20 protein-coding genes are annotated in these 26,469 nt (G+C 71.9%); 6 read left to right on the forward strand and 14 right to left on the reverse strand.

Annotated elements, in window-relative coordinates:
- Nucleotides 1-2: 2 nt before the first annotated feature.
- The 6 genes from ACFYNL_RS33595 to ACFYNL_RS33620 form a co-directional block, all read right to left on the reverse strand.
- Entirely contained in the window at nt 3-3,266 is a 3,264-nt protein-coding gene (locus ACFYNL_RS33595) for an amino acid adenylation domain-containing protein (protein WP_388810266.1), read from the reverse strand.
- A gap of 50 nt (nt 3,267-3,316) precedes the next feature.
- Nucleotides 3,317-3,568 (reverse strand): MbtH family protein, encoded by a 252-nt coding sequence (locus ACFYNL_RS33600; RefSeq protein ID WP_388810269.1) that lies wholly within the window; start codon nt 3,566-3,568, stop codon nt 3,317-3,319.
- Nucleotides 3,565-4,863 (reverse strand): MFS transporter, encoded by a 1,299-nt coding sequence (locus ACFYNL_RS33605; protein ID WP_388810271.1) that lies wholly within the window; start codon nt 4,861-4,863, stop codon nt 3,565-3,567. The genes ACFYNL_RS33600 and ACFYNL_RS33605 overlap by 4 nt, the downstream gene beginning before the upstream one ends.
- A 23-nt stretch (nt 4,864-4,886) precedes the next feature.
- Nucleotides 4,887-5,828 carry a TauD/TfdA family dioxygenase gene (locus ACFYNL_RS33610; protein WP_388810274.1) on the reverse strand — a complete coding sequence of 314 codons (942 nt, stop codon included), beginning with the start codon at nt 5,826-5,828 and terminating at the stop codon, nt 4,887-4,889.
- The gene (locus ACFYNL_RS33615) at nt 5,825-7,744 is read right to left on the reverse strand and encodes a RiPP maturation radical SAM C-methyltransferase (protein ID WP_388810276.1); all 1,920 of its coding nucleotides are present in this window, start codon (nt 7,742-7,744) and stop codon (nt 5,825-5,827) included. The genes ACFYNL_RS33610 and ACFYNL_RS33615 overlap by 4 nt, the downstream gene beginning before the upstream one ends.
- A gap of 940 nt (nt 7,745-8,684) precedes the next feature.
- Complete coding sequence (locus ACFYNL_RS33620) at nt 8,685-9,164, reverse strand: DUF6299 family protein (protein WP_388810279.1); 480 nt, start codon at nt 9,162-9,164, stop codon at nt 8,685-8,687.
- Between the two features lie 293 nt (nt 9,165-9,457).
- Between ACFYNL_RS33620 and ACFYNL_RS33625 the strand changes: the two genes are divergently transcribed.
- Complete coding sequence (locus tag ACFYNL_RS33625) at nt 9,458-9,652, forward strand: DUF5999 family protein (RefSeq protein WP_388810281.1); 195 nt, start codon at nt 9,458-9,460, stop codon at nt 9,650-9,652.
- An 85-nt stretch (nt 9,653-9,737) separates the two neighbouring features.
- Here the strand turns inward: ACFYNL_RS33625 and ACFYNL_RS33630 are convergent, their stop codons facing one another.
- Both ACFYNL_RS33630 and ACFYNL_RS33635 read right to left on the reverse strand, forming a co-directional pair.
- Nucleotides 9,738-10,136: a RidA family protein gene (locus tag ACFYNL_RS33630; RefSeq protein ID WP_388810283.1), complete on the reverse strand. Its 399-nt coding sequence runs from the start codon at nt 10,134-10,136 to the stop codon at nt 9,738-9,740.
- Nucleotides 10,133-11,302 carry an acyl-CoA dehydrogenase family protein gene (locus tag ACFYNL_RS33635; RefSeq protein WP_388810286.1) on the reverse strand — a complete coding sequence of 390 codons (1,170 nt, stop codon included), beginning with the start codon at nt 11,300-11,302 and terminating at the stop codon, nt 10,133-10,135. Before ACFYNL_RS33635 ends, ACFYNL_RS33630 begins: the two co-directional genes overlap by 4 nt.
- 172 nt (nt 11,303-11,474) lie before the next feature.
- Between ACFYNL_RS33635 and ACFYNL_RS33640 the strand changes: the two genes are divergently transcribed.
- Both ACFYNL_RS33640 and ACFYNL_RS33645 read left to right on the forward strand, forming a co-directional pair.
- Nucleotides 11,475-13,088: an AMP-binding protein gene (locus tag ACFYNL_RS33640; protein WP_388810288.1), complete on the forward strand. Its 1,614-nt coding sequence runs from the start codon at nt 11,475-11,477 to the stop codon at nt 13,086-13,088.
- 15 nt (nt 13,089-13,103) lie between these two features.
- Nucleotides 13,104-13,916, forward strand: coding sequence for a PaaX family transcriptional regulator C-terminal domain-containing protein (locus ACFYNL_RS33645; protein WP_388810291.1), 813 nt, complete (start codon nt 13,104-13,106; stop codon nt 13,914-13,916).
- Nucleotides 13,917-13,925: 9 nt separating this feature from the next.
- On the opposite strand, the gene ACFYNL_RS33650 is transcribed toward ACFYNL_RS33645, so the two are convergent.
- Entirely contained in the window at nt 13,926-16,241 is a 2,316-nt protein-coding gene (locus tag ACFYNL_RS33650) for a bifunctional salicylyl-CoA 5-hydroxylase/oxidoreductase (protein ID WP_388810295.1), read from the reverse strand.
- A complete protein-coding gene (locus ACFYNL_RS33655) occupies nt 16,226-17,053 on the reverse strand; it encodes an enoyl-CoA hydratase family protein (protein WP_388810297.1) in 828 nt (275 codons plus the stop codon). Before ACFYNL_RS33655 ends, ACFYNL_RS33650 begins: the two co-directional genes overlap by 16 nt.
- A 307-nt stretch (nt 17,054-17,360) precedes the next feature.
- Here ACFYNL_RS33655 and ACFYNL_RS33660 point away from each other — a divergent pair, with 307 nt between their 5' ends.
- On the forward strand, nt 17,361-17,813 hold the full coding sequence (locus ACFYNL_RS33660; protein ID WP_388810299.1) for an ATP-binding protein: 453 nt from the start codon (nt 17,361-17,363) through the stop codon (nt 17,811-17,813).
- Between the two features lie 7 nt (nt 17,814-17,820).
- Here the strand turns inward: ACFYNL_RS33660 and argF are convergent, their stop codons facing one another.
- Together argF and ACFYNL_RS33670 are read right to left on the reverse strand one after the other, a co-directional pair.
- A complete protein-coding gene (argF, locus tag ACFYNL_RS33665) occupies nt 17,821-18,828 on the reverse strand; it encodes an ornithine carbamoyltransferase (protein ID WP_388810302.1) in 1,008 nt (335 codons plus the stop codon).
- Nucleotides 18,829-18,889: 61 nt separating this feature from the next.
- Complete coding sequence (locus tag ACFYNL_RS33670) at nt 18,890-20,113, reverse strand: arginine deiminase (RefSeq protein WP_388810304.1); 1,224 nt, start codon at nt 20,111-20,113, stop codon at nt 18,890-18,892.
- A 125-nt stretch (nt 20,114-20,238) separates the two neighbouring features.
- Here ACFYNL_RS33670 and ACFYNL_RS33675 point away from each other — a divergent pair, with 125 nt between their 5' ends.
- Together ACFYNL_RS33675 and ACFYNL_RS33680 are read left to right on the forward strand one after the other, a co-directional pair.
- Complete coding sequence (locus tag ACFYNL_RS33675) at nt 20,239-21,276, forward strand: SPFH domain-containing protein (protein WP_388810306.1); 1,038 nt, start codon at nt 20,239-20,241, stop codon at nt 21,274-21,276.
- Nucleotides 21,273-22,172: a hypothetical protein gene (locus ACFYNL_RS33680; protein WP_388810309.1), complete on the forward strand. Its 900-nt coding sequence runs from the start codon at nt 21,273-21,275 to the stop codon at nt 22,170-22,172. Before ACFYNL_RS33675 ends, ACFYNL_RS33680 begins: the two co-directional genes overlap by 4 nt.
- Before the next feature lie 102 nt (nt 22,173-22,274).
- Here ACFYNL_RS33680 and ACFYNL_RS33685 read toward each other — a convergent pair whose 3' ends face one another.
- Nucleotides 22,275-24,824 (reverse strand): polynucleotide kinase-phosphatase, encoded by a 2,550-nt coding sequence (locus tag ACFYNL_RS33685; RefSeq protein WP_388810312.1) that lies wholly within the window; start codon nt 24,822-24,824, stop codon nt 22,275-22,277.
- Complete coding sequence (locus ACFYNL_RS33690; RefSeq protein WP_388810314.1) at nt 24,821-26,311, reverse strand: 3' terminal RNA ribose 2'-O-methyltransferase Hen1; 1,491 nt, start codon at nt 26,309-26,311, stop codon at nt 24,821-24,823. The genes ACFYNL_RS33685 and ACFYNL_RS33690 overlap by 4 nt, the downstream gene beginning before the upstream one ends.
- Nucleotides 26,312-26,469: the final 158 nt, after the last annotated feature.

Here is a 26,469-nt window from a genome sequence, read left to right on the forward strand (position 1 = left end):
GCTCATCCCTCGGCGCGCCGGGTCCCGGCGAGCCGCTCCAGTTCGGCCACCAGGCCTTCGAGTCGATCCGAGTCGTCGGCCGGTCGGGCCCGGGTCCGTGCGGCCACCGCCTCGCCGCCGACGCGTTCGACCTCGTCGGCCAGTCCGGCGATGGTGGGCAGGTCGAACAGGGTCCGCAGCGGCAGGGCGACGCCGAGCCGTTCACGGACCGCGGTGCGCACCACCGAGGCGAGCAGCGAGTGACCGCCGATCAGGAAGAAACTGTCGTGCACTCCGAAAGCCCGTACGTTCAGGGCCTCGGCCCAGATGTCCCACAGGGCGCGTTCCGTCGCGGTTCTGGGCGGCACGGTGTCCGTGTCCGGCGGGCCGGCGTCGTCCTCGGTGATGCCGGGCAGCGCCCGCGTGTCGGTCTTTCCACTGGCCGTCGTGGGCAGGGCGTCGAGCAGGACGGCATGGCCGGGCACCATGTGGGACGGCAGCCGGTCCCTCAGCCCGCCCAGCAGTTCGGCCGGGGACGGCCGGCGGCCGGGCACCGGGACGACGTAGGCGACGAGCCGCCGGTCCCCGGCGACGTCGACCGCTCGCACCACGCATTCGCGGACGTCGCCGCGGTCCAGCAGCGCGGCCTCGATCTCACCCGGTTCGATCCGGTAGCCGCGGATCTTCACCTGCTGGTCGGCCCGGCCGAGGAAGTCCAGCGCCCCGTCGGGCAGCCACCGCACCAGATCGCCGGTGCGGTACATCACCGCCCCCGGTCGACAGGAGAAGGGATCGGGCAGGAAGCGCTCCGCCGTGAGGTCCGGGCGGCGCAGATACCCGCGGGCGATTCCCATTCCGCCGACGTGGAGTTCGCCGGCCACCCCGAGCGGTACCGGACGCAGGTCCTGGTCCAGCACATGCAGGGTGGTGTTGGTGATGGCGGTGCCGATGGGCACGCTCACCGCGTCCTCGGGCAGCCGGTCCACCAGGTGGGTCGTGGAGAACGTGGCGTTCTCGCTGGGGCCGTAGCCGTTGTGGAGGTGTGCGGGCGGTGCGCCGCCGCGCAGCACCGCCCGGGTGCGGCGGGCGTCCATCACCTCTCCGACGACGAACAGGTGGCGCAGCCCGCCGAAGGCCCGTGGGTCGATGTCGGCGACACGGTTGAAGAGGGTGCCGGTGAGGGAGACGATTGTGGGCCGCAGTTCGCGCAGCGCGACCAGCACCTCGTCGGGGCCGAGCGGCTCGTCACCGGGCAGTACGGCGACCCGGGCGCCGTTGCAGAGCGCGCCCCACACCTCGAAGGCGGTGATGTCGAAGGCGGGGTCGCCCAGGTGCAGCAGGACGTCGTCGGGACCGATGGTCACGTAGTCGGTCGCGGTGATCAGCCGGACGACGGCACGGTGGGGTATGCCGAGGCATTTGGGGCGGCCGGTCGAACCCGAGGTGTGGACGACGCCGGCGAGGCTGTCGGGGTGGCTGCGCGGCACCGGCAGGGCCTTGTCCGGGCCGCTCTCGGCGTCGGCGAGCCGGAGGACGGGCACACTCAGGCCGCCCAGCCAGGCGGGCGGGTCGCCGCCGCTCAGCACGGCGCCGACCCCGGCGTCGTCGGCCATGAACCGCAACCGCTCGACGGGGTGGCCGGGGTCGAGGACGAGAGGGGCGCCGCCGGCCAGGAGGACTCCCAGCATGCCCGTGACGAGGTCGGCGGAGCGCACCATGTGCAGGGCGACGGGGCTGTCGGCGGTGACGCCCGCCCCGGTCAGTGACCGTGCGACGGCCGCGGCCCGACGCGCGAGCGCGGCGTACGTCCAGCTGCCGGTGCGGTCCGTGAGGGCGACGGCCTGCGGGTCGCGGGCCGCGCACGCCCGGAAGAGGCCGTCCACGGTGGCGGGTTCGGGCAGCGGCCGGTCGGTGGCGTTCCAGGCGTCGATCAGGGCCCGGTCCTCGGGCGGCAGCAGGGGGACGTCGCCGATCCGGCGGTCGGGGGTGTCGGCCAGGGCGGTGAGCAGGGTGCGCAGGGCCGACGCCATGCGGTCCCCCGTCCGCGGCAGCCACAGGTCGGACGAGAGGCGCAGTTCCACGTCCAGGCCGCCGCGCCCGTCGGCGTCCTCGGTGACCGTGCACAGCAGGTCGTACGGGGTGGTGTCGTCGTGCAGTTCGAGCGGGGAGGTGGTGCATCCCGCCGCGGTGAAGCTCGTTCGAGGCGGCCCGGTGGTGCGGAAGACTGCCTGGCAGAGCGGATGACGGCTCAGGTCCCGATCCGGGTCGAGGAGGGTGACGAGTCGTCCGAAGGGGGTTTCCGCGTGCCGGTGCGCCTGGTCCCGCGTCCGTCCTACGCGGCGCACCGCCTCCCGGAGGGAGGGGCGGCCCGTCAGATCGGTCCGCAGGACGAGCAGGTCCTCGTACGGGCCGAGCGCCGTCTGCGCGCCCGTCGGCGGGCGGCGGTCCACGGGGCTGCCGAAGGTCACGTCGGACCGGCCCGTCCAGCGCGCGAGCAGGACGGCGAAGGCGGCCGCCGGCACGGTCCCGGCGGCGACTCCTTCCTCGTGGGCCAGTCGTCGCAGGGACTCGGCGTGCCGGGCCTCGACGTGCAGTCGGTGGCCGGTGCCCCGGTGGGTCGCGGTCCTCGGCCGGGGCCGGTCCGTCGCCAGGTCGAGCGGTTGCAGCTCCTCAAGCCGCCGCTGCCAGAACGGCAGGCAGTCGTCGCGGTCCTGCCGCTCCCGGGCCGCTCGGTCCGCGTACGCGGGTGGGGAGTTCACCGGGGCCGCCCCCGACTCGGCGTAGTACCGGGCGAGTTCGCTCTCCAGGAGGGTGAGCGAGGCCCGGTCGGCGATGATGCGGTGTGCCGTGAGCAGCAGGACGGACCGCTCCTCGCCGGCGCGCACCAGGACGGCGCGCAGCGGGGGCGCGGCGTCCAGGGCGAACGGGCGGGCGATCTCGGCGGCGAGAGCGTGGCGCAACGCCGCTTCCGGCACCGGGCCGGGGCCCAGGTCCACCTGATGCAAGGGCAGTTCGGGGCTGGGGCGGACGATGCCGTACGGGCCGTCGTCCCCGGTGCTGAAGGTGCTGCGGAGGAGGTCGTGGCGGGCCGCGCAGATCCGCAGGGCCGATGCCAGGCGCTCGGCGTCGAGGGGGCCTTCGACGAGGGTGGCGGAGGAGAGGTGGTGGACGGGGTCGCCGGCGGTGATCTGCTCCAGGTACCACAGTCGTTCCTGGCCGTGGGAGAGCGGCTGCCGGACCGTTTCCCCTGACTGGGCCGCCGGTTGTGTTTCCAGGTCGTCGTGCACGAGTGCCTTCCCTGGTTCGCGGTGCTGCGATGCGGTGACGGACCGAGGGCTCAGTCCGCGCGGTCGGTGTCCCGGGCCGCCGGTCCGGCCTGTTCGCCCGGCTCCAGGCGGCGGCGCAGGCTCAGCGGGCGCATGTCGGTCCACACGTCCTTGATGTGGGCGAGGCAGTCGCTCTTCGGGCCGGTCCTGCCCGCGTCCGACCAGCCGGCCGGGTTGTCCCGGTCGGCGGGCCAAAGGGAGTACTGCTCCTCGTGGTTGACCACGACCTTGTACAGCCGGTCGTCGTCGGGCTGCTGCGTCATCCCCGTGACTCCTCTCTCGGTGGTGTCGGCTCGGTCCGTGGCGGGTGCGCGGGCGGTACGGCGGTGCGCTCGGGGTGGCGCTGCCGGATGGGTGTGAAGGCGGCCGCGGCCGCCACGGCCAGGAAGACCAGGGCCACGCCGGTCAGCGGGCCGCGCGTACCCAGCCGGCCGACCAGGGCGGTCAGCAGGGCCGCGCCGAGGGGTGCCAGGCTGCCGTGGATCGTCCAGAACGCGGAGGTGACGCGCCCGAGCAGGTGGTCCGGGGTGACTTCCTGCCGCAGGGACATCGAGCAGACGCCGGCCAGCGCCATGCCGAAGGAGTACAGGAAGATCGCCACGGCCGCCACGGGCACCTGCCCGAAGGCGCCGAGGGCCAGGGTCGCCATCGAGCACAGGGCCATCGAGCCGAGCCAGCAGCGGCCGAACCCCCAGGAACGGCGCAACCGGGCGGTGGCCGCGGCGGCCACGCAGGTGCCCACTCCGGCCAGGGCGAGGACGTAGCCGACCGTGCGTTCGTCCTGCTCCAGACCGTGCCTGAGGTGGTAGATGAATACGTCGGTCATGCCCAGGCTGAGGAATGTGGTGATCGTCAGCAGCACGGTCAGCGCCCGCAGCACCGGCGTACGCCACAGAAACGCGGCGCCGGTGCGAAAGCCGGTGCGCAGATCGTGCGCGCGCGTCCTGACGGCGGCCTGATCGTCGTCCGACGGCCGCTCGGTGGGCCTGAGCCTGATGAGGGCCAGACCGAGGAGGGAGATCCCGAAGCTGCCCGCGTTGATCGCCACCGCGGCCGTGGGCCCGAAGAACCCGGACACCACACCGGCCAGGGCGGGTCCGGCGATGTACGCGATCGCGTTGGTGGCCTCCAGACGGCCGTTCGCCGCGACGATCTGGTCCTTGTCGACGAGGTTCGGCACCGCGGTGACGTATGTGATCTTGAACAGCATCTCGAAGATCGAGGCCAGTCCCATGACCACGTACAGCAGCCAGATCTGCGGGCTCAGCGCCCAGCAGACCGGGATCGCCCCGTAGAGCACCAGACGGGCCGCGTCGCACAGCATCAGCAGCCGCCGCCGGTCGAACCGGTCGGCCCAGGCGCCCCCCACGAGACCGGTGAGCAGCGCCGCGACGCCGGCGACGGCGGTCAGCAGCCCCATCTGCGCCGCCGAGCCAGTGGTGTGCAGCACCAGGAGCGGAACGGCCACCAGCGAGAAGGCGTTGCCGACCTCGGACAGCGCCTGTACCGCCCAGAAGACGGAGAAGTCCCGGTTGGACCAGAGCGAACGCGCGGGCATGGGAGGGTCTTCCGTCCGAGAGTTCATCGATGTGCTGTGTACGGCTCCGCCATGGCGACCGCTATCCGGCGGGGTCCGGTGAACGGCTCCCGGCCGTGGGAGACCAGCATGTTGTCGATCACCAGGACGTCGTCCGCGCGGTAGTCGAAGCGGGTCGAGGCGGCTCGGTAGCACGCCCGCAGATGGTCCATGACGTCGGCCGGCACGGCCCCGCCGTCGCCGTAGTACGTCTGGCTGGGCAGGTTCTCCTCGCCCAGCATCTCCAGCAGTCCCAGCCGGGCGCTCTCCGGCAGGGTGCTGACGTGGAAGACGGTCGCGTGGTTGAACCACACGGGCTCGCCCGTCACCGGGTGCCGGTGCACGGCATCCCGCACGGCCCGGGTGCGCAGCCCGCCGCCGGGCAGCCACTGCGCCTCGATGCCCTGCTCATGGCAGTACCGTTCGACCTCGGCGGGATCGGTGCTGTTGAACGCTTCCTGCCAGGGCAGACCGACCAGGTCGCCGTAGTTGCGGACGACCATCCAGCCGCGCCGCGTGAACTCTCGGCGAACCTCCTCGTCGATGCTGTCGAGTACCCGACGGGTGTCGGCCAGCGGGGTGGCGCCCCCGGTCAGCGGCGGCCGGACGCAGTGGAAGAACAGGGTCAGCGGCCAACTCGCCTGGTACGAGTTCTCGTTGTGCAGAAAGATCTCTTCGCCGGGCGGGTAGTCGGTCGACGTGTAGACGTTTCCCTTGATCACACTGCGGGGTGAGGAGCGCTCCGTGTACGGCAGCGGTTCGCCGGACAGCGCGCGGACGATGTCGGCGAAGCCGTCGGGGCCTTCGACGTCGAAGCCCCGCAGCAGCACCGCGCCCCGTTCGCGCAGCGCCGCGCGCACCTTCTCCCGGTCGGCGCGCAGTTGTTCGGTGGCTGGAACACCGTCCGGCTCGACGAGGAGCGGAAGCAGCGGGGTTTCGGCGGTCATCGCGGTGCCTCCGACAGCAGCGGAAGCAGGCGCCGGGCGCCGGTCGCTGTGGGCTCCTCCTGGGGCGGCTCCTCCGGCTCGCCGTCCGCCCCGGTCAGCACCAGGCTCATCACACGGCCGTTCTCCGTGAACAGGAACCGCTGTTCAAAGAGGTGGTCGAGGCGCCGCCGCAGGTCGTCCGGGCCTTCCGCCCAGTCCCGGGCCAGTTGGTCAGGTTTGGCGGGGGACGACAGGCGGTGCAGCAGCCGGGCGGTCGCCTCGTCGACCGGATGCACCCGCAGGACACCGGAGCGGGAGTCCCGGACGGCGAGCCGGCCGTCGTCGGTGGTGACCAGGCGCAGCTCCCGGCGGGGCGCTTCGGGCTCGCCGTACCAGGCGGCGCGCCACTCGATGACCAGCCGGCTCAGCTCGTCGTGCCACTCGACCGCGTTGAGCGTGTAAGGGGCGAGGTTCTGGTCGGCGAAGAAGTACGCGAGGTCGGACAGCGCCTCCGCGTCGAAGGGATAGGTGAGTGCGTAGTAGTCCACCGGTATGAGGTCGAGGCCGAAATCCTCACTCCGCTTGAAGTAGGGACTGAAGCGGTCGAAGCGCACCATGTACACGCCGTGCGGTGGTACGAGGTGGAAGAAATCGCGCAGTTCCTCCACGTACTTGCGGTAGACGGCCGGGTCCTCGCCGGGGAATCCGATCAACAGGTTCCACTCGGGCTTGATGCCGAACTCGTTGCAGTGCTTGAGGAACTGCAGGTTCTGGAAGGCGGTGGTGCCCTTGCCCATGAGCTTGAGCGTGGAGGACGCCAGCGCCTCGATGCCGGGCTGGACGACGGTCACACCGGCGTCCGTCATCGCCTGCAGGACCTGGCGGCTCAGGGGCAGCTTGACCTCGTAGAAGATCGAGGTGCCGGCCGGCGGGTCGAGCCGCGGAAAGACGTCACGCGCGTAATTGCGCGGCATGACATTGTCGGTGCAGAACAGCGAGGTGTATTCGGGCGCGAACTCGAAAAGCCAGTTGAACTGCTGGACGGCAAGGTCGGGCGCCATGGCCCGGAAGGCCATGCTTTCGCCGTTCAGCCCGCAGAAGGTGCAGTGCGAACGCTGTCCCCACCAGCAGCCACGGGACGTCTCGAAGAACAGCATCGGCTCACTGGTGCCGGTGCGACGCAGTTCCGGATGGTTGTCCAGGGCAGCGAAGAAGCTGTCGTAGTCGGGCAGGAAGAAATCATCGATGTCCCGTTCCGTGCCGATGGCCTTACGGAAGCGGGGGTCCCGGCAGTTGCGGCGGGAGAGGATCCCGGGGATGGTGTCGGCGCGTTCCGGTTCACCGTCCAGCACGCACTGGATGAATTCCCCGAACGTGTTCAGAGCGGGGCCGGAGAAGACGAAGTCGACCGCCGGAACGTGCTCGGCGACGACGGCGCCCATGGGCGCCTCGCAGTTCGCACCGCCGAGTACGACGAGGGTCTTCGGGCTGCGCTCCTTGATCAGCCGGGCAAGCGCCATGCTGGGCACATGCTGGGCGAACATGGAGCTGAAGCCCACGATGTCGGCCTCGTCGAGCCGGTACCGGTCGATCAGCTCCTCGCAGAACCGCAGCAGTCCGTCACGGGCGCGCAGGATCTCGGCGCGGAAGCCTTCCCAGCGGGCGCCTCGGTAGTATCGCTGAAAGTATTCCGTGGCGGTGTCGGGCTCGCCTGGAAAGGCGATGTGCCTGAACAGCCAGTCCCCGATACCCGTGTCGACGTGGTCGTGACTCACCGACAGGGATTCATAGAGACGCGTTCCGAAATACTCGGCCATGTCCTGGTTCAGGTAGCACACGTGCGCTCGCGCCCGGCCGTTGAACTCTCGGTGTACAAGAGTCGACAACTGCCCCAAGGCGAATGATGGACGGTTCCAGTCGGCAAAAGGCATGTTCACCAGCGCGACACGCAACAACAACGACCTCCCGTGATCATTAACTGAAGCCTAAACTGAAATCCGCGCGGTCGGCAGAGGAGTTCTGGCCAACGGGAAAACCGTCCTCCGCATGCATGGGATCTGGGGCCGTCGGCGTTCCCACTCGCTCCCGCGGGGTGCGTTCACCGTGGTCGGCCCAGCCTTCATGGAGGACTTCCGGGTCCTCCCCCGGGCGGCCCGGCCCCCTCGCCCCGACCCACCGGAGGCACGCTTCCCGGCCAAGCCGACGGCCGCGACCACATGGCATCCCGTCGGACATCACGTCGGCTTCACACGGCCCCTTCCGCCCCTTCCGCCCCTGCCGGCCGTACTGGGCCCGAACCCGCCGCTCGCCTCGCGGCCCGGTATCCGCCGTTCAACGGCTCGGCCCCGGTACCGGACCGGTCGCGGGTACCGGTCGACCGGTCCCAGGTGCGCCTGTCGTGGCTGACGCGATCACGGTGTCCTCCTGGCCCGGGTGCCCCGTGCAACTCATCGCGGCGGAGGAGCAGATGGGAGTGGCGGTCACCTCGGTGCGGTTCAGCCGGATGCCGGGCGGCGCCATCGGCACCGCCGTCGTCGGCACGGTCCCCGCCCGCTCGTGCGCCTCGCACCCGCCCGGCGCGCTCAAGGGCGCGCGGGGCGGCGAGCCGAGCGCCGCCACCCCGACCGGGAACTGCCCACGGACGTCCGGCCCCAGGTGGTCGACGCGCTGGTGGCGGCCACCCACACGGTGTTCCCGGTCGGGGCGGGAGCCGCGGCGCTCACGCTCGCCGTCACGTACCTCTTCCTGCCGGAGCCCACGCGCAGCGAGCGGACCCCGGCAGCCGACCCGCCCCGGCCGCCTGAAGACGGGCTGTGCGGCTGCCCGGCGGCCCCTCCCGACCGGGAGGGGCGCGGTGCCGTGTCGGGGCGGGAAGCGTCACCTCTTGGACAGGGTGATGTCCTTCTTCTCCAGCGCGTGGAAGCGGGGCAGGGGCAGGCCGCCCAGGCCACCGACCGGGAACAGCTCCACGACGGTGGCCTCGACGTCCGCCTTGCCGTGCTTGAGGGCGCTCGGGGAGGGCTTGCTCCTGTTCGACCAGCGGTGCTGCTTGCCGTCGCACACGGCCATGGTGCCGCCGATGGCATGGCGGACGGTGGAGTCGCTCTGGCCGATCGAGGAGCTCACGAAGGTGGGGCCGATGTTGTCGACGCAGTTGTAGGTACCGGAGACGGTGACGGTGCCGTCCGCGGCCATCACGGCCTTGTCGTCGATGGTCACGGTCTCCTTCGGCGCCATGCGAGCCTCGGGAGCCGAGGAGTCGGCGGGCGCCGACGGGGCGGCGACCAGCAGGAACAGAGCGGTGCAGGCGGCGGTGGCGAGGGCGGGGCGCGTGGCGAGAACGCGGCGCAGATGCATGGGATGACCTCCCGAGTGGGCGGAGTGGGGCCTTCCACTGGTACCCGGCGGGTGCGTCCGCGGCCGTGACCGTCACCCCTTCGGTGGCGAGTCCGCCCCGGCCCTCGCGGCTCGGCCGGCGTGGTGACCGCGGCTCGTCCGCGGCCCGCGCGCGGCTTGTCCCCGGCTTGTCCATGGGTTGTCCGCGTGTTGTCACGGTTCTGGGCGGGCCGTTCCGATGAGCTCGGGGCGGGGGCATGGTCTACCCATATGGACGATCCACACGGCTCGTCCGTCCGATGTGGAGGTGCGCCATGTGTTCACACCAGCCTTCGTGCCCTTCCTCCGACGGCCCCACCGCACATGTGGTGGCCGCACACCCCGAGCAGGGGTGGAGTCTGCTCTGCAACGGCGCGATCGTGTTCGACGACAGCGGCGAACTACTGCCCGACGGGCGGGTCGTCGCACCGCACCGGCTGCCGGCCGGGAGGCTCGCCATGGCCGCGTGAGCGGGTCCGCCGGCGGGTGAGCCGGGCCCGCGGCAGCCGGGCCGACGACAACCGGCCCCACGGCAGCCGGGCCGGTTGGCCGGTCCTACGGCAGTACGGCGAACCCGTCCAGCTCCACCATCGCCTGCTCGTCCCACAGCCGCACGACCTCGACGACCGCCATCGCCGGATAGTCCCGACCGGCCGACTCCCGCCAGATACGGCCCAGTTCCGCGGCCTGGGCACGGTACGCGGCGACGTCGGTGGCGTAGACGGTGACCCGCGCGAGGTCGGCCGGGGTGCCGCCGGCCGCCGCCAGGGCGGTCAGCAGATTCGACAGCGCCCTCTCGAACTGTTCCGGCAGCGTCCGTCCGACCACTTTGCCGTCGGCGTCGAGCGCGGTCTGGCCGGCCAGGAAGACGACGCGTGAACCGGTGGCGAGGACGGCGTGCGAGAAGCCCGTGGGCGGGGAGAGGGCGGGCGGGTTGATGCGCTCGGCGGTCACGGGGCGGCCTTCCTCTGCGCGTACAACTCCTTCGCGATGATGCCGCGTTGCACCTCGCTCGCCCCCTCGTACACGCGCGGTGCCCGGACCTCGCGGTAGAGGTGCTCAAGGAGGTGGCCGCGGCGCAGGGCGCGGGCGCCGTGCAGTTGGACGGCCTTGTCGACGACGTACTGCGCGGTCTCGGTGGCGAGCAGTTTCGCCATCGCGGCGCGCTTGGGCACGTCCGGCGCGCCTTCGTCGTACGCCGTCGCCGCCGCGTACACCATGAGCCGGGCCGCCTCCGTGCGCAGCGCCATCTCCGCGACCTGGTGGGCGACCGTCTGGAGCTCGTTCAACTTGCCGCCGAACGCGTCCCGTCGGGCGGTGTGGGCGAGGGTCGCGTCGAGGGCGGCCTGGGCCATGCCGACGGCGAAGGCGCCGACGCTGGGGCGGAAGAGGTTGAGGGTGCCCATCGCGACCCTGAAGCCCCGGTCGGGCTCGCCGAGGACGTCGTCGGCGTCGACGGGGACGGCGTCGAAGGTGAGGGCGCCGATGGGGTGCGGGGAGAGCATGTCCAGGCCGGCTCCGGTGAGGCCGGGGCGGTCGGCGGGGACCAGGAAGGCGGTGACGCCCCGGGCGCCGGCGCCCGGGGTGGTGCGGGCGAAGACGGTGTAGAAGTCGGCCTCCGGGGCGTTGGAGATCCAGCACTTCTCGCCGGTGAGTCGCCAGCGGGCGGGGCCGTCGGGGTGGGCGAGCGGTGTCCCGTCCGGCCCCGTGCCGTCCTGCTCCGCGCGCAACTCCAGTGCCGCCGCGTCCGAGCCCGCCCCCGGCTCGCTGAGCGCGAAGGCGGCCACCGCGGTGCCCTCGGCCACCCGGGGCAGCCAGCGCTCGCGCTGGGCCGGGGTGCCGTGGGCGTGGACCGGATGAGCGCCGAGGCCCTGCAGGGCGAGCGCGGTCTCCGCCTCCGTGCAGGCGTACGCGAGCGACTCACGCATCAGGCACAGATCGACCGCGCCGGAGGTGAACAGCCGCTTCAGCAGGCCGGTTTCACCGAGGGCGGCGACCAGTGGGCGGTTGACGTGCCCGGGTTCGCCCTTCTCCGCGAGCGGGGCCAGTCGCTCGGCGGCCAGGGCTCGGAGCTCGGCACACCAGGCGGTCTGCGGTGGATCGAGCGAGAATGCGGGCATTGCCGACCTCCCTGCGGGACCGCGTGACGGACCCTCTGGACGGACCTCCTCGACGGACCACCCCGACGATATCGCGCACCATTGACTGTCGTCACCAAGACGATACGCTCCCTGGTGCGAGCCCACCAGGACGCCCACGAGGCAGCCCACAAGGCAAGGGGGCGAAACCGCCATGGCAGGTCAGCACCGCTCCGGGCACGTCGACACCTTCGCCCGCGACCATCTGCCGCCGCCCGAGCAATGGCCCGAGCTCCGCTTCGACCTGCCGGGGCTGCGCTACCCCGAACGGCTCAACGCCGCCGCCGAACTGCTCCACGGCCCCGACGCCGAGCGCCCTGTCTTCCACACACGGTCCGGTGACACATGGACGTACGGCACACTGCGCGCCCGCGTCGACCGGATCGCCCACCTGCTCACCGGCGACCTCGGGGTCGTCCCGGGCAACCGGGTGCTGCTGCGCGGCCCGACGACGCCCTGGCTGGCCGCCTGCTGGCTGGCGGTGCTCAAGGCGGGCGCGGTCGCCGTCACGGTGCTGGCCCAGCAGCGGCCGCACGAACTGCGCACCATGTGCGAGATCGCCCAGGTACGGCACGCGCTGTGCGACGTCCGGGCCGTCGACGACCTCGCCAAGGCCGAGATGCCCGGGCTGCGGATCACGACCTACGGCGGTGACACCCCCGACGACCTGCTGCACCGGCCCGCCCCCGAGACGCCCTACGTCACCGCCGACACGGCCGCCGACGACGTCGCGCTCATCGCCTTCACGTCCGGCACCACCGGACGACCCAAGGGATGTATGCACTTCCACCGGGATGTGCTCGCGATAGCCGACACCTTCTCCGATCATGTGCTGCAACCACATGGCGGCGATGTCTTCGCCGGCAGTCCCCCGCTCGGCTTCACCTTCGGCCTCGGCGGGCTGGTGGTCTTCCCGATGCGGGTCGGGGCCAGCGCCCTGCTCCTCGAACAGGCGGGCCCCAAGCAGCTGCTGCCGGCGATCGCCGAGCACCGGGTGTCGGTGCTGTTCACGGCGCCGACGGCATACCGCGCGATGCTCGACGAGCTTCACTCGTACGACATCTCGTCGCTGCGCCGCTGCGTCTCCGCGGGCGAGAACCTGCCCGCGGCCACCTGGCGGGCCTGGCACGAGCGGACCGGGCTGCGCATCATCAACGGCATCGGCGCGACCGAGCTGCTGCACATCTTCATCTCCGCGGCCGACGGGCACATCAGGCCCGGGACGACCGGGGTGCCGGTACCGGGGTGGCAGGCGCGCGTGGTGGACGCGGAGGGCCGAGAGCAGCACGACGGCGAGCCGGGGCTGCTCGCGGTGCGCGGGCCGGTCGGCTGCCGCTACCTCGCCGACCTCCGGCAGCGCGAGTACGTGCGGGACGGCTGGAACATCACCGGCGACACCTACGTCCGGGAGAGTGACGGCTACTTCCGCTATGTCGCCCGCGCGGACGACATGATCATCTCGGCCGGGTACAACATCGCGGGCCCGGAGGTCGAGGAGGCGCTGCTGCGCCACCCGGACGTGCTGGAGACGGCCGTCGTGGGGCGGCCCGACGAGGCACGCGGACAGGTCGTGGTGGCATACGTGGTGCTCAGAGAGGGTGCGCGCCGGGACCCGGAGGCGCTGCGCACGTTCGTCAAGGCGGAGCTGGCGCCGTACAAGTGCCCGCGCGAGATCGTCTTCCTGGATGCCCTGCCGCGCACCGCCACCGGCAAGCTGCAGAGGTTCAGGCTGCGTGAGGCCGGTGACCCGTCAGGTGACCAGGAGTGACCCGTACGACTTAAGATGATCAACGTGTCCGACCAGCATGCACCACGGTCTCTCATCGTCACGCTCTACGGCGCCTACGGCCGCCACATGCCCGGCCCGGTGCCGGTCGCCGAGCTGATCAGACTTCTTGCCGCGGTCGGCGTGGACGCGCCCTCGGTGCGTTCCTCGGTGTCCCGGCTGAAGCGGCGCGGGCTGCTGCTGCCGGCCCGGACCGCGCAGGGCGCCGCCGGGTACGAACTGTCCCCGGACGCCCGCCAGTTGCTCGACGACGGTGACCGCCGTATCTACACCGCCGTGCCGCCCGAGGACGAGGGCTGGGTTCTCGCGGTGTTCTCGGTGCCGGAGTCGGAGCGGCAGAAGCGGCACGTGCTGCGCTCCCGGCTGGCCGGCCTCGGCTTCGGGACGGCTGCCCCGGGTGTGTGGATCGCGCCGGCGCGGCTGTTCGAGGAGGCACGGCACACCCTGCAGCGGCTGCGCCTGGAGGAGTACGTCGACTTCTTCCGGGGTGAGCACCTCGGCTTCACGCCGACCGCGGAGGCCGTGGCGCGCTGGTGGGACCTGGCCGCGATCGCCAAGGCGCACGAGGAGTTCCTCGACCGGCACGCGCGCGTGCTGCACGACTGGGAACGGCGGCGGGACACCCCGCCCGAGGCCGCCTACCGCGACTACCTGCTCGCCCTGGACTCCTGGCGCCACCTCCCCTACACCGACCCCGGGCTGCCCGCCCGGCTGCTGCCCGGGGACTGGCCCGGCGCGCGGTCGGCCGCCGTCTTCCGAGGGCTGCACGAACGGCTGCGCGACGCCGGGGCGACGTACGCCGGCCTGTGACCCCGGGCGTCAACCGCCCAGGGCGAGGCGGGGCTTGGGGGCGTCCGTACGTCCGGTCTGGGGGCGGCGGCTGCCCGCGCGGTACGGGGCGGGCCAGACGACGCCCGGGCCCTCGTAGCCCTGCTCGGCCGCCGCGTGCAGCGTCCAGTGCGGGTCGTAGAGGTGCGGCCGGGCCAGGGCGCACAGGTCCGTACGGCCGGCCAGGATCAGCGAGTTGACGTCGTCCCAGGAGGAGATCGCGCCCACCGCGATCACCGGCAGGCCGGTCTCGTGCCGGATCCGGTCCGCGTACGGCGTCTGGTACGACCGCCCGAACTCGGGCTGTTCGTCGGCCACGACCTGCCCGGTCGACACGTCGACGGCGTCGGCGCCGTGCGCGGCGAAGGCGCGGGCGATCTCGACGGCGTCCTCGGCGGTGGTGCCGCCCTCGGCCCAGTCGGTGGCGGAGATACGCACGGTCATGGGCCGTTCCTCCGGCCACACGGCGCGTACGGCGTCGAAGACCTCCAGCGGGAAGCGCAGCCGTCCGCCGAGGGAACCGCCGTAGGCGTCCGTGCGGTGGTTGGTCAGCGGGGACAGGAAGCCGGAGAGCAGGTAGCCGTGCGCGCAGTGCAGTTCGAGGAGGTCGAAGCCGGCGCGGGCGGCACGGCAGGCGGCTTCTGTGAACTGCTCGCGGATGTCGGTGAGTTGGGGGCGGCTGAGCTCGCGCGGCGTCTGGCTGTGCGGCGTGTAGGGGATCGCGGACGCCGCCACGAGCGGCCAGTTGCCGTCCTCCAGGGGCTCGTCGATGCCCTCCCACATCAGCTTGGTCGAGCCCTTGCGCCCGCTGTGACCGAGTTGCACGCCGATCGCGGTACCGGGCGCCTGGGAGTGCACGAACCGGACGATCCGCTTCCAGGCTTCGGCCTGGCGTCCGGTGTAGAGGCCGGCGCAGCCGGGGGTGATCCGCCCCTCGGGACTGACGCACACCATCTCGGTCATCACCAGGCCGGCTCCGCCGAGGGCGCGGGCGCCGAGGTGGACGAGGTGGAAGTCGCCGGGGACGCCGTCCGTGGCCGAGTACATGTCCATCGGGGACACGACGACGCGGTTGCGCAGGGTCAGGCCGCGCAGCCGCAGCGGGGTGAACATCGGGGGCGTGCCCGGCGGGCAGCCGAAGTCGCGCTCCACGGACTCGGTGAAGCGGGCGTCGCGCAGGCGCAGGTTGTCGTGGGTGACGCGGCGGCTGCGGGTGAGCAGGTTGAAGGCGAACTGGCGGGCCGGCTGGTCGAGGTAGAGGCCGAGGTTCTCGAACCACTCCAGGCTGGCCCGGGCGGCACGCTGCGTGGAGGCGACGACCGGTTTGCGCTCGGCTTCGTACGCGGTCGACGCGGCGGTGAGGTCGGGCTGTTCCTCCAGGCAGGCGGCGAGCGCGAGGGCGTCCTCGACGGCGAGCTTGGTGCCGGAGCCGATGGAGAAGTGGGCGGTGTGGGCGGCGTCGCCGAGCAGCACGATGTTGTCGTGCGACCAGCGTTCGTTGACGACGGTGCGGAAGGTCGTCCAGGCCGACTTGTTGGACTTGAGCGCGCGTCCGCCGAGCGCGTCGGCGAAGATCTTGGCGCAGCGCGCCACCGACTCCTGTTCGTCGAGTTCGTCGAACCCGGCGGCGCGCCACACCTCTTCCCGCATCTCGACGATGACGGTGGAGGCGTCGGCCGCGTAGGGGTAGCCGTGCAGTTGCATCACGCCGTGTTCGGTCTCGGCGATCTCGAAGCGGAAGGCGTCGAAGGCGAAGTCCGCGGCCAGCCAGATGTAGCGGCAGTGGTGCTCGGCCACATGGGGGCGGAACACATGGCGGTAGGCCTCGCGGGTGGCGCTGTGCACACCGTCGGCGGCGATGACGAGGTCGTGTGTCTCCGCCAGCCGGGCGGCGTGCGGGGCTTCGGTGCGGAAGCGGAGTTCCACGCCGAGGGTGCGGCAGCGGTCGTGCAGGATCTGCAGGAGCCGTTTTCTGCCGAGCGCGGCGAAACCGTGGCCGCCGGAGGTGTGGCGGACCTGCCGGTGGACGATGTCGATGTCGTCCCAGCGGATGAAGTGCGCCTGGAGTGCCTCGTGGACGACGGGGTCGGCGTGTTCGATGCCGCCGAGGGTCTCGTCGGACAGGACGACTCCGAAGCCGAAGGTGTCGTCGGGGGCGTTGCGTTCCCAGACGGTGATGTCGCGGGACGGGTCGAGACGTTTCAGCAACGCCGCCGCGTACAGACCCCCGGGGCCGCCGCCGATGACCGCGACTCGAAGGGGGCGCGTTCGGGTCGGTCCGGTCGGCGCCGTCACCGCCCCCTCCATTTGGGAGGCCGCTTCTGCGTGAAGGCCGCGTGGAACTCCGCGTAGTCCTCGCCGTTCATGAGCAGGGCCTGGGTCGAGGCGTCCATCTCCACGGCCGCCGCCAGCGGCATGTCCAGCTCGGCCGTCAGCAGCGCCTTCGTCTGGGCGAACGCCAGGGCGGGACCGTCGGCGAGGCGGCGGGCCAGGGACCGGGCGGCCTCGTCCGCCTTCCCCTCCTGGGTGAGCTCGCTGATCAGGCCGATGCGCTCGGCCTCGGGTGCGCGGACCGGTTCGCCCAGCATGAGCAGGCGGGTCGCGTGGCCCAGACCCACGACCCTGGGCAGCAGGTACGCGGCGCCCATGTCGCCGCCGGACAGTCCGACCCGGGTGAAGAGGAAGGCGAAGCGGGCGCTGGGGTCGGCGACCCGGAAGTCGGCCGCGAGCGCCAGGACCGCCCCGGCTCCCGCCGCCACTCCGTGCACGGCCGCGATCACCGGGAACGGGCATTCCCGTACGGCCCGCACGACCTGTCCGGTCATCCGGTTGAAGTCGAGGAGCTGGGCGGTGTCCATGGACAGCGTCGCGCCGATGATGTCGTCCACGTCGCCGCCGGAGCAGAAGCCACGGCCCTCGCCGGCCAGCACCAGGGCCCGCACCGCCCGCTCGCGGGAGAGCTCGGCGAGCAGGTCGCGCAGGTCGGCGTAGGCGCCGAAGGTGAGCGCGTTGAGCTTCTCGGGCCTGGCCAGGGTGACGGTGGCGACGCCGTCGGCATGCTCGACCCGCAGATGCTCCCAGTCGGAGGTGCGGGCGGCGGAGCCGGTGAAGGGACTCATGACGTGCGGCCTCCTCGGGCGGGACGGCGGGCACTGGCTCATCGAGCCTTACCCCTCCGACGCTATCACCGAACTTTGACCGTCGTCACGTATGCGCAATAGGGCGGGTCGGGACCGACCCGATCCCGTCACATCCGTCACGGCTCGTCGACACCCCCGTAACGGCGGGATCAGCCGTGCGAGGCAGGCCGTTCACCCGGGTAAGCCGCCCAGCAGTCGGGGCCGCAGGTTCCGAACGGTGCCCGTCGGACGTCACTGCCGGGGGGCGCCGTACCATTCATCAGGTTGAAAGCAGGACTGCCTGCTCATGAACGGACCCGCCTTGCAAGATCACCCCTCGGCCTCCGCCTCCTGGCGGATCGCACTGCCGCACACCGCCGCGGCCGTGCCCGTCGCGCGCGCACTGGTCCGTACGGCGCTGGCCGAGCTGGAGCACTCCGCCGACAGCGACACCGCGGAGTTGCTGACGGCGGAGCTGGTGGCGAACGCCGTGGAGCACACCGGGGGCGACGGCCCGATAGAGCTCGTGGTGGAACTGTTGCCTTCGGGCTGCCAGGTCGAGGTGCACGACCCCGATCCGGCGCCGCCCGGCGATCTGACCCGGCCGGTCGCGGGCGAGCCCGACCCGTGGCAGGAGCACGGCCGCGGGCTGCTGCTGATCCGTGCCCTCAGTTCGTCCTGCGGCCATCGCCCGACCGACTCCGGCAAGGCGGTGTGGTTCCGGCTGCCGGTCGTGCCCGCTCAGCGCCGTCCGGCGTGACGCCGGCTCACGCCAGCGTCGCCACCAGCACGGCCTTGATGGTGTGCATCCGGTTCTCCGCCTCGTCGAAGACCACGGAGTGAGCGGACTCGAACACCTCGTCCGTGACCTCCAGCGACCGCAGCCCGTGGCTTTCGAAGATCTCCTGCCCGACCTTCGTGCCGAGGTCGTGGAAGGCGGGCAGGCAGTGCAGGAACTTGACGTCCGGGTTGCCCGTGGCGCGCAGCACGTCCATGGTCACGGCGTACGGGCCGAGGGCGGCGATCCGCTCGTCCCAGACATCCTTGGGCTCTCCCATGGAGACCCAGACGTCGGTGGCGACGAAGTCGGCGCCCGCCACCCCCTCCTCGACCGCCTCGGTGAGGGTGACGCGCGCGCCGCTGGTCTCGGCGAGTTCCCGGGCCCGGTCCACGACCTCCTGGGCCGGCCAGTAGGTCTTCGGGGCGACGATGCGTACGTCCATGCCGAGCAGCGCTCCGGTGATCAGGTACGAGTTGCCCATGTTGAAGCGGGCGTCGCCGAGGTAGGCGTAGGAGATCTCGTTGAGCGGCCCGGCGCTGTGCTCGGTCATGGTGAGGACGTCGGCCAGCATCTGGGTGGGGTGCCAGTCGTCGGTCAGACCGTTGTAGACGGGCACGCCCGCGTACGCCGCCAGCTCCTCCACCTTGGACTGGCTGTCCCCGCGGTACTCGATCCCGTCGTACATCCGGCCCAGCACGCGCGCGGTGTCCTTCACGGACTCCTTGTGGCCGATCTGCGAGCCGGACGGGTCGAGGTACGTCGTCGAGGCGCCCTGGTCGGCTGCCGCGACCTCGAACGCGCAGCGGGTGCGCGTCGAGGTCTTCTCGAAGATCAGCGCGATGTTCTTGCCCCGCAGGTACTGCGTCTCGGCGCCCGCCTTCTTCGCGGCCTTCAGCTCGGCGGCCAGCTCGACCAGCCCGCGGAACTCCTGCTCGGTGAAGTCGAGCTCCTTGAGGAAGTGGCGGCCGGCGAGGGCGGTCGGGACAGTCGCCATGAGGGGCGCTCCAGAGATGCGGCAACAAAGACCCTGGAAGTCTATACGAGCTCCAGAATTTCTATACGGCCACCCGTTCGACCGGGCAGCTCATGCAGCGCGGGCCGCCCCTCCCCCGCCCCAGCTCGCTCCCCGGGATCTCGATCACCTCGATGCCCTGCTTGCGCAGATGGGTGTTGGTGGTGGAGTTGCGTTCGTAGGCGACGACGACGCCCGGCTCGACGGCGAGGACGTTGCAGCCGTCGTCCCACTGCTCGCGTTCGGCCGCATGGACGTCCTGGGTCGCGGTCAGGACGCGGATCTCACTCAGCCCGAGGGCGGCGGCGATCGCGCGGTGCATGTGCTCCGGCGGGTGGTCGGTGACCTTCAGCTCCTTGTCGCCGGCGCCCGGTTCGATGGTGTAGGAGCGGAGCATGCCGAGTCCGGCGTACTGGGTGAAGACGTCCCCGTCGACCATCGTCATCACGGTGTCCAGGTGCATGAGGGCGCGGCGCTTGGGCATGTCGAGGGCCACGATCGTCTGGGCCGATCCGGCGGCGAACAGCTTGTGGGCGAGCATCTCGACGGCCTGGGGCGTGGTCCGCTCGCTCATCCCGATCAGCACCGCGCCGTTGCCGATGACCAGGACGTCGCCGCCCTCGATGGTGGAGGGGTAGTCGGCCTGCCCCTCGGACCAGAAGTGGAACGTTTCGTCGCGGAACAGCGGATGGTGCCGGTAGATCGCCTCGAAGTGCACGGTCTCGCGATGGCGGGCCGGCCAGCGCATGGCGTTGACGGAGACGCCGTCGTAGATCCAGGCGGAGGTGTCACGGGTGAAGAGGTGATTGGGCAGGGGCGCCAGCAGGAAGTCGTCGAGCTCCATGACATGGAAGCGCACGGAGGTCGGCTCGGGGTGCACCTCCAGGAACTCCCGCTTGGTCATGCCGCCGACGAGGGCCTCGGCCAGATCGCGCGCGGGCAGGCCCTCGAAGGCGGCGCGGAGGTGGTCGGTGGCGAGCACCCCGTACTCCTTCTCGTCGAAGACCCGGTCGAGGACCAGCCGTCTGGCCGCCGGGATCTCCAGGGCCTCGGTGAGCAGGTCGCCGAAGAGATGGACGGCGACCCCGCGGTCCCGCAGGACGTCGGCGAACCCGTCGTGCTCGGCGCGCGCCCGGCGCACCCACAGCACGTCGTCGAAGAGGAGCGCGTCCTTGTTGCTGGGGGTGAGCCTTTTGAGCTCCAGATCCGGCCGGTGCAGGATGACGCGGCGCAGCCGCCCGGCCTCGGAGTCGACATGGAATCCCATGCCTCCATCCTGACCATCGGGGGCCGCGTTCACCCCACTCTTTCCCGTTGTTGTTTTCGTCCCCTTGACGACAACACCGCCCCTCCATTATCGTCCGAATGACGAGAAATCGTGGAGGGAATCGCATGGCCGACATCACCCGGCGCCTCGGCTGGCGCCATCTGCGCGGCGCGCCCACGGCGCACATCCGCCACCACCGCGGCGGCCGACTGCTGCACGACGGCCCCGGCCTCAGCTTCTGGTTCCGGGCACTGACCGCCGCGCTCTCCGAAGTACCGGTGGACGACCGCGAGTTGGCGATGACCTTTCACGCCCGCACCTCCGACTTCCAGGACGTGGCCGTGCAGGCGACGGTCACCTACCGGATCAGCGACCCGGCGACGGCCGCGTCCCGTCTGGACTTCTCCATCGACCCCGACACGGGCGCCTGGCGGGGCACGCCGCTGGAGCAGCTGGGCACACTCCTGACGGAGACGGCACAGCAGCACGCGCTGGACGTCCTCGCCCGTACGCCGCTGTCGTCGGCCCTGGTGGACGGGGTGAAGGCGGTACGGGAGCGGATCGCGGCGGGCCTGGCCGCGGAACCCCGCCTCCCGGCGACCGGCATCGAGGTCGTCGCCGTACGGGTCGTGGCGCTGCGCCCGGAACCCGAGGTGGAGCGGGCGCTGCGCACACCGGCCCGCGAGCAGATCCAGCAGGAGGCGGACCGGGCGACGTACGAGCGGCGCGCGGTGGCCGTCGAGCGGGAGCGTGCCATCGCGGAGAACGAACTGGCCAGCCAGATCGAACTCGCCCGCCGCGAGGAGCAGTTGGTGGACCAGCGCGGCACGAACGCGCGCCGGGAGGCGGAGGAGCACGCGGCGGCCGACGCCGTGCGGGCTCAGGCCGAGGCGGCACGGACGGTACGGCTCGCGGAGGCGGAGGCCACCCGGTCCGTACGACTGGCGCGAGCGGAGGCGGAGGGGGCCCGCGAGGTCGGTGAGGCGCGGGCGCAGGCGCAGGCGGCCTGGCTGCGGGTGCACGCGGAGGTGGACGTGGCCACGCTGCACGCACTCACCGGGACGCGGCTGGCGGAGAACCTGCCGCGGATCGACAGCGTGACGGTGTCGCCGGACGTGCTCACGGGGCTGCTCGCCCGGCTCGGCACGCAGGAGCCGGCGTGAGCCTCGCTCCCCGGGTCGTCCTCGTCCATCGCAGGACGGAGTACGAGGAGTTGGTGGCCCGGCACGGCACGCACGGCCAGGCCGTCTTCTTCCTCTCCTCCCGCGGGCGTGGCATCGAGGAGGTCGCGGAACGCCACCGCCGGACCCGCCGGGCGCTGGCGGAGGTGACCTCCGCGATTCCTCTGACCTGGCGTCAGGCGCGGGTGGAGCGGGCCGATCTGGACCGGTTCCTGTTCGCACCGGAGGACGTGGTGGTCGTGGTCGGGCAGGACGGGCTGGTCGCCAACGCGGCCAAGTACCTGGCCGGGCAGCCGGTGGTGGGCATCGACGCCGACCCCGGCCGCAACCCCGGTGTCCTGGTGCGCCACCGTCCCGCGGACGCGGCGCAGTTGTTGGCGTCGACGCAGTCGGCCAGGAGCGGCTGCGACGAACTCACCATGGTCGAGGCCGTCACCGACGACGGGCAGCGCCTCGTGGCGCTGAACGAGATCTACCTGGGCGCCGCCGGACATCAGACGGCCCGATACCGCCTGGGCCTGGAAGACGACGGGGGTGTCGTCGAGGCCCAGGCTTCGTCCGGGGTGATCATCGGCACGGGGACGGGGGCGACCGGCTGGATCCGGTCGGTGTGGCAGCAGCGGGGAGAACGACCGCGGTTGCCCTCCCCCACCGAGGAACGACTGCTGTGGTTCGTCCGCGAGGCCTGGCCGTCCCCGGCCACCGGGACCTCCCTGGTGGCCGGGGAACTCGCCGCCGCCTCCGGTCTGCGCCTCACCGTCGAGTCCGAGCGACTGGTGGCGTTCGGGGACGGGATGGAGACGGACGCGGTCGAGCTGACCTGGGGGCAGACGGTACGGGTGGGTGTGTGCGGCGAGCGGCTGCGGCTGGTGGAGTGAGAGCCCCCGTCCCGACGTACCGGCGGACCGGGCGGCGTCTCACGACCGGACGTCCGGCGGGCGGGGGACGGTGAGGTGTCACCCGCCCGCCGGCGTCCCGGGTCACAGCCGTGGGTCCACCGGCTCCGACTCCAGGGCCAGGACCCCGAACACCGCCTCGTGCACCCGCCACAGCGCTTCGCCCTCGGCCAGCCGGTCCAGTGCCTCCAGACCGAGCGCGTACTCGCGGATCGCGAGCGACCGCTTGTGGTTCAGGAACCGCTGCCGCAGTCGGGCCAGGTTGTCCGGGCGCGTGTACTCCGGACCGTAGATGATCCGCAGGTACTCACGGCCCCGGCACTTGATGCCGGGCTGGACCAGCCGCCCCTGCGCGCCGCGCACGACCGCGCCGAGCGGCTTGACGACCATGCCCTCGCCGCCACGGCCCGTCATCTCCAGCCACCAGTCGACACCGGCCCGCACCGACTCCGGGTCAGCCGTGTCGACGTACAGCCGTCGGGTCGTCCGCAGCAGGCCGGTGTTGTCGTGCTCCACCAGCTTGTCGAGGAGCGCGAGCTGCTCGTCGTGCGGCAGGGCGGCGAGGCTGCGGCCCTGGACCGCGAGGATCTGGAAGGGGGCGAGGCGTACGCCGTCCAGGCCGTCCGTCGGCCAGCAGTAGCGCCGGTAGGCGTCCGTGAACGCGGCGGCGTCCGCGGCCCGTTCCCGCTGGCGGGCCAGCAGGGCGGACACGTCGACCCCGCGCGCCGCCGCGCCCTCCAGCGCGGCCAGCGCGCCCGGGAACACCGCTCCCGAGGCGGCACCGACGGCCGCGTACTGCGAGCGCAGCAGACCCGCCGCCTTCAGCGACCACGGCATCAGCTCGGCGTCCAGCAGCAGCCAGTCGGTTTCGAGCGTGTCCCAGAGGCCGGCCGCGCCGATCGCCGTCCGCAGCCGGTCGAGGACGGTCTCGGTCACCGACTCGTCGTCGAAGAACGGGCGGCCGGTGCGGGTGTAGAGGGAGCCGGTCGGTCCGTCGACCCCGAAGCGCCTGCGCGCCGCCTCCGCGTCCCGGCAGACCAGGACCACCGCGCGCGAGCCCATGTGCTTCTCCTCGCACACGACCCGCTCGACGCCGTCCTCCTGGTACTGCGCGAAGGCCTCCGCGGGGTGTTCGAGGTAGCCCTCGACACGGCTGGTGGCCGTCGGTGCCATCGTGGGCGGGAGGTACGGCAGCAGGCGCGGGTCGACCGCGAAGCGGCTCATGACCTCCAGGGCCGCCGCAGCGTTCTCCTCACGGATCGAGACACGGCCCTGGTGACGGGTCTCCACGACCCTGCGCCCGTGGACGTCGGCCAGGTCGAACGGGCGGCCGTCGTGTCCGCCGGGCGCCTCGGTCCGCAGCGGCCTGGTCGGCTCGTACCAGACCTGCTCGGCGGGTACGTCGACCAGTTCCCGCTCCGGCCAGCGCAGTGCGGTCAGCTTGCCGCCGAAGACGGCGCCGGTGTCCAGGCAGATGGTGTTGTTCAGCCATGTGGCTTCCGGGACCGGGGTGTGGCCGTACACCACGGCCGCCCGTCCCCGGTAGTCCTCGGCCCACGGGTAGCGCACCGGCAGCCCGAACTCGTCGGTCTCGCCGGTGGTGTCGCCGTACAGGGCGTGCGAACGGACCCGTCCGGACGTACGGCCGTGGTACTTCTCCGGCAGACCGGCGTGGCAGACCACCAGCCGGCCCTCGTCGAGGACGTAGTGGCTGACGAGCCCGTCGATGAACTCCCGTACCTGCGCGCGGAACTCCTCGCTCTCGGCGTCCATCTGCTCGATGGTCTCGGCGAGTCCGTGCGTGTGCTGGACCTTGCGGCCCTTGAGGTGACGGCCGTACTTGTTCTCGTGGTTGCCGGGCACGCACAGCGCGTTGCCCGACTTGACCATCGACATCACGCGGCGCAGCACGCCCGGGCTGTCGGGGCCCCGGTCGACGAGGTCGCCGACGAAGACGGCCGTACGGCCCTCGGGGTGCGCTCCGTCGACGTAGCCCAGCTTGCCCAGCAGCGACTCCAGTTCGGACGCGCAGCCGTGGATGTCGCCGATGATGTCGAAGGGGCCGGTGAGGTGGGTGAGGTCGTTGAAGCGCTTCTCGGTGACGACGGTGGCGTTCTCGACGTCCTCGACGCCGCGCAGGACGTGCACCTTGCGGAAGCCCTCGCGCTCCAGGTGCCGGAGGGAGCGGCGCATTTCCCGGGTGTGCCGCTGGATGACCCGGCGGGGCATGTCGGCGCGGTCGGTGCGGGCCGCGTTGCGCTCTGCGCACACCTCCTCCGGCACGTCGAGCACGATGGCTATCGGCAGCACGTCGTGCTTCCTTGCGAGGTCGATCAGCTGCCGTCGGGCGTCCTGCTGCACGCTGGTGGCGTCGACCACCGTACGGCGGCCGGCGGCCAGGCGCTTGCCCGCGATGTAGTGCAGGACGTCGAAGGCGTCCTTCGTCGCGCTCTGGTCGTTCTCGTCGTCGCTGACCAGGCCGCGGCAGAAGTCCGAGGAGATGACCTCGGTGGGCTTGAAGTGCCTTCGGGCGAAGGTGGACTTGCCGGACCCGGAGGCGCCGACCAGGACCACGAGGGAGAGGTCGGTGACGGGCAGGACCCGGCCCTTCGGTGCTGCGTGGTTCTCGGTCATGCGGCCTTCGCCTCCTTCTCGTCCCTCACGGTGCTCTGCGTGTCGGCCGCGCCCATCTCGAACACCGCCATCTGCGTGGGTGGCCCCACCTCGGGGTCGTCCGGCCCCACGGGTACGAACTCCACGCCGTACCCGTGCCGTTCGGCGACCGCGGTGGCCCAGGCGCGGAACTCCTCGCGGGTCCACTCGAAGCGGTGGTCGCCGTGCCGGACGTGGCCGGCGGGCAGGCTCTCCCAGCGGACGTTGTACTCGACGTTCGGCGTGGTCACGAGGACGGTCCGCGGGCGGGCGGAACCGAACACCGCGTACTCCAGGGCGGGCAGCCGGGGCAGGTCGAGGTGTTCGACGACCTCGCTGAGCACGGCGGCGTCGTAGCCCTTGAGCCGGCGGTCGGTGTAGGCGAGGGAGCCCTGGAAGAGCTTGACGCGCGATGCCTGCCGCTCACCCATGCGGTCCAGCTTCAGCCGCCGTCCGGCGATGGTGAGCGCCCGCATCGACACGTCGACGCCCACGATCTCGGTGAACGCCGGGTCCTTCAGGAGGGCCTGCACCAACTGCCCCTGGCCGCAGCCCAGGTCGAGCACGCGGGCGGCGCCGGACGCCTTGAGCGCGGCGATGATCGCGTCCCGGCGCTGCACGGCGAGCGGCGTCGGCTTCTCCTCGGCCTCGCCTTCCGCCTCGACCGCGTTGTCGATGTCCTCGACCTCGCTGTCGTCGGCCTCCGCCAGCCGCACCAGCTCCAGCCGCTCCATCGCCTCCCGGGTCAGCGACCAGCGGCGCGACAGGTACCGGCTGGTGATCAGCTTCTGCTCCGGGTGGTCCGGCAGCCATCCCTCACCGGCCCGCAGCAGCTTGTCGACCTCGTCGGAGGAGACCCAGTAGTGCTTGGCGTCGTCGAGGACGGGGAGCAGGACGTAGAGGTGACGCAGGGCCTCGGCGAGGGTCAGCGCGTCCGACTCCAGCACGAGCCGGACGTAACGCGAGTCGCCCCACTGCGGGAACTCGGTGTCCAGCGGTACGGGTTCAGCGGTCACCGTCCAGCCGAGCGGCTCGAAGAGCCGTGTCACGAGTGCCGGGCCGCCCCGGGCGGGCAGCGCGGGCACCTCGATACGCAGGGGCAGCGGCGCGGCGGCCCGCTCCGGCCGGGCGTTGCACACGCCCCGCATCGCGCTGGAGAAGACGCCGCTCAGCGCCACCGCGAGCAACGAGGAGGCCGCGTACGGGCGGTCGTTGACGTACTGCGCGAGCGCCGCGTCGGGGGCGCCGCCGCGACCCTTGCCCTTGCCGCGCCGGACCAGCGCCACCGCGTCGACCTCCAGCAGCAGCGCGGCCGTGCAGCGCTCGGCGTCCGCCTCCGGGTAGAGCACGTGCGCCTTGCCGTAGGAGGTGGAGAACGCCTGGGATTTCTCAGGGTGCTTGTGGAGCAGGAAGCCGAGGTCGGTGGCGGGGCGTTCTCGGGTGCCGGTGGTGGTGATGGTCAGGAACACGGTGGGTGGCCTTGGAGTAGGGGTCTGAACTGCGGATACGCACACGGTACCGAGCGGCCGTCGGCAGCACCCCGGAATTTCCCGCCGGCCCCGATCGCCCGCGCGTTCGAGTCTGTGCCGCCGTGCGAGGCGCCGCCTGCGACGCGCCCGGCTGAGAC

It is taken from the genome of Streptomyces sp. NPDC007808 (genome assembly GCF_042868655.1).
In the GTDB taxonomy this organism is placed as follows: domain Bacteria; phylum Actinomycetota; class Actinomycetes; order Streptomycetales; family Streptomycetaceae; genus Streptomyces.

What these genes read in the sequence shown, in the direction of transcription:
- ACFYNL_RS33640 (WP_388810288.1), top strand. Translation starts at nt 11,475, where the DNA reads ATGGCAGGTCAGCACCGCTCCGGGCACGTCGACACCTTCGCCCGCGAC.
- ACFYNL_RS33685 (WP_388810312.1), bottom strand. Translation starts at nt 24,824, where the DNA reads ATGACCGAGAACCACGCAGCACCGAAGGGCCGGGTCCTGCCCGTCACC.
- ACFYNL_RS33625 (WP_388810281.1), top strand. Translation starts at nt 9,458, where the DNA reads ATGTGTTCACACCAGCCTTCGTGCCCTTCCTCCGACGGCCCCACCGCA.
- argF (WP_388810302.1), bottom strand. Translation starts at nt 18,828, where the DNA reads ATGGCGACTGTCCCGACCGCCCTCGCCGGCCGCCACTTCCTCAAGGAG.
- ACFYNL_RS33600 (WP_388810269.1), bottom strand. Translation starts at nt 3,568, where the DNA reads ATGACGCAGCAGCCCGACGACGACCGGCTGTACAAGGTCGTGGTCAAC.
- ACFYNL_RS33660 (WP_388810299.1), top strand. Translation starts at nt 17,361, where the DNA reads ATGAACGGACCCGCCTTGCAAGATCACCCCTCGGCCTCCGCCTCCTGG.
- ACFYNL_RS33605 (WP_388810271.1), bottom strand. Translation starts at nt 4,863, where the DNA reads ATGCCCGCGCGTTCGCTCTGGTCCAACCGGGACTTCTCCGTCTTCTGG.
- ACFYNL_RS33620 (WP_388810279.1), bottom strand. Translation starts at nt 9,164, where the DNA reads ATGCATCTGCGCCGCGTTCTCGCCACGCGCCCCGCCCTCGCCACCGCC.
- ACFYNL_RS33645 (WP_388810291.1), top strand. Translation starts at nt 13,104, where the DNA reads ATGATCAACGTGTCCGACCAGCATGCACCACGGTCTCTCATCGTCACG.
- ACFYNL_RS33635 (WP_388810286.1), bottom strand. Translation starts at nt 11,302, where the DNA reads ATGCCCGCATTCTCGCTCGATCCACCGCAGACCGCCTGGTGTGCCGAG.
- ACFYNL_RS33650 (WP_388810295.1), bottom strand. Translation starts at nt 16,241, where the DNA reads ATGGAGGGGGCGGTGACGGCGCCGACCGGACCGACCCGAACGCGCCCC.
- ACFYNL_RS33610 (WP_388810274.1), bottom strand. Translation starts at nt 5,828, where the DNA reads ATGACCGCCGAAACCCCGCTGCTTCCGCTCCTCGTCGAGCCGGACGGT.
- ACFYNL_RS33675 (WP_388810306.1), top strand. Translation starts at nt 20,239, where the DNA reads ATGGCCGACATCACCCGGCGCCTCGGCTGGCGCCATCTGCGCGGCGCG.
- ACFYNL_RS33670 (WP_388810304.1), bottom strand. Translation starts at nt 20,113, where the DNA reads ATGGGATTCCATGTCGACTCCGAGGCCGGGCGGCTGCGCCGCGTCATC.
- ACFYNL_RS33655 (WP_388810297.1), bottom strand. Translation starts at nt 17,053, where the DNA reads ATGAGTCCCTTCACCGGCTCCGCCGCCCGCACCTCCGACTGGGAGCAT.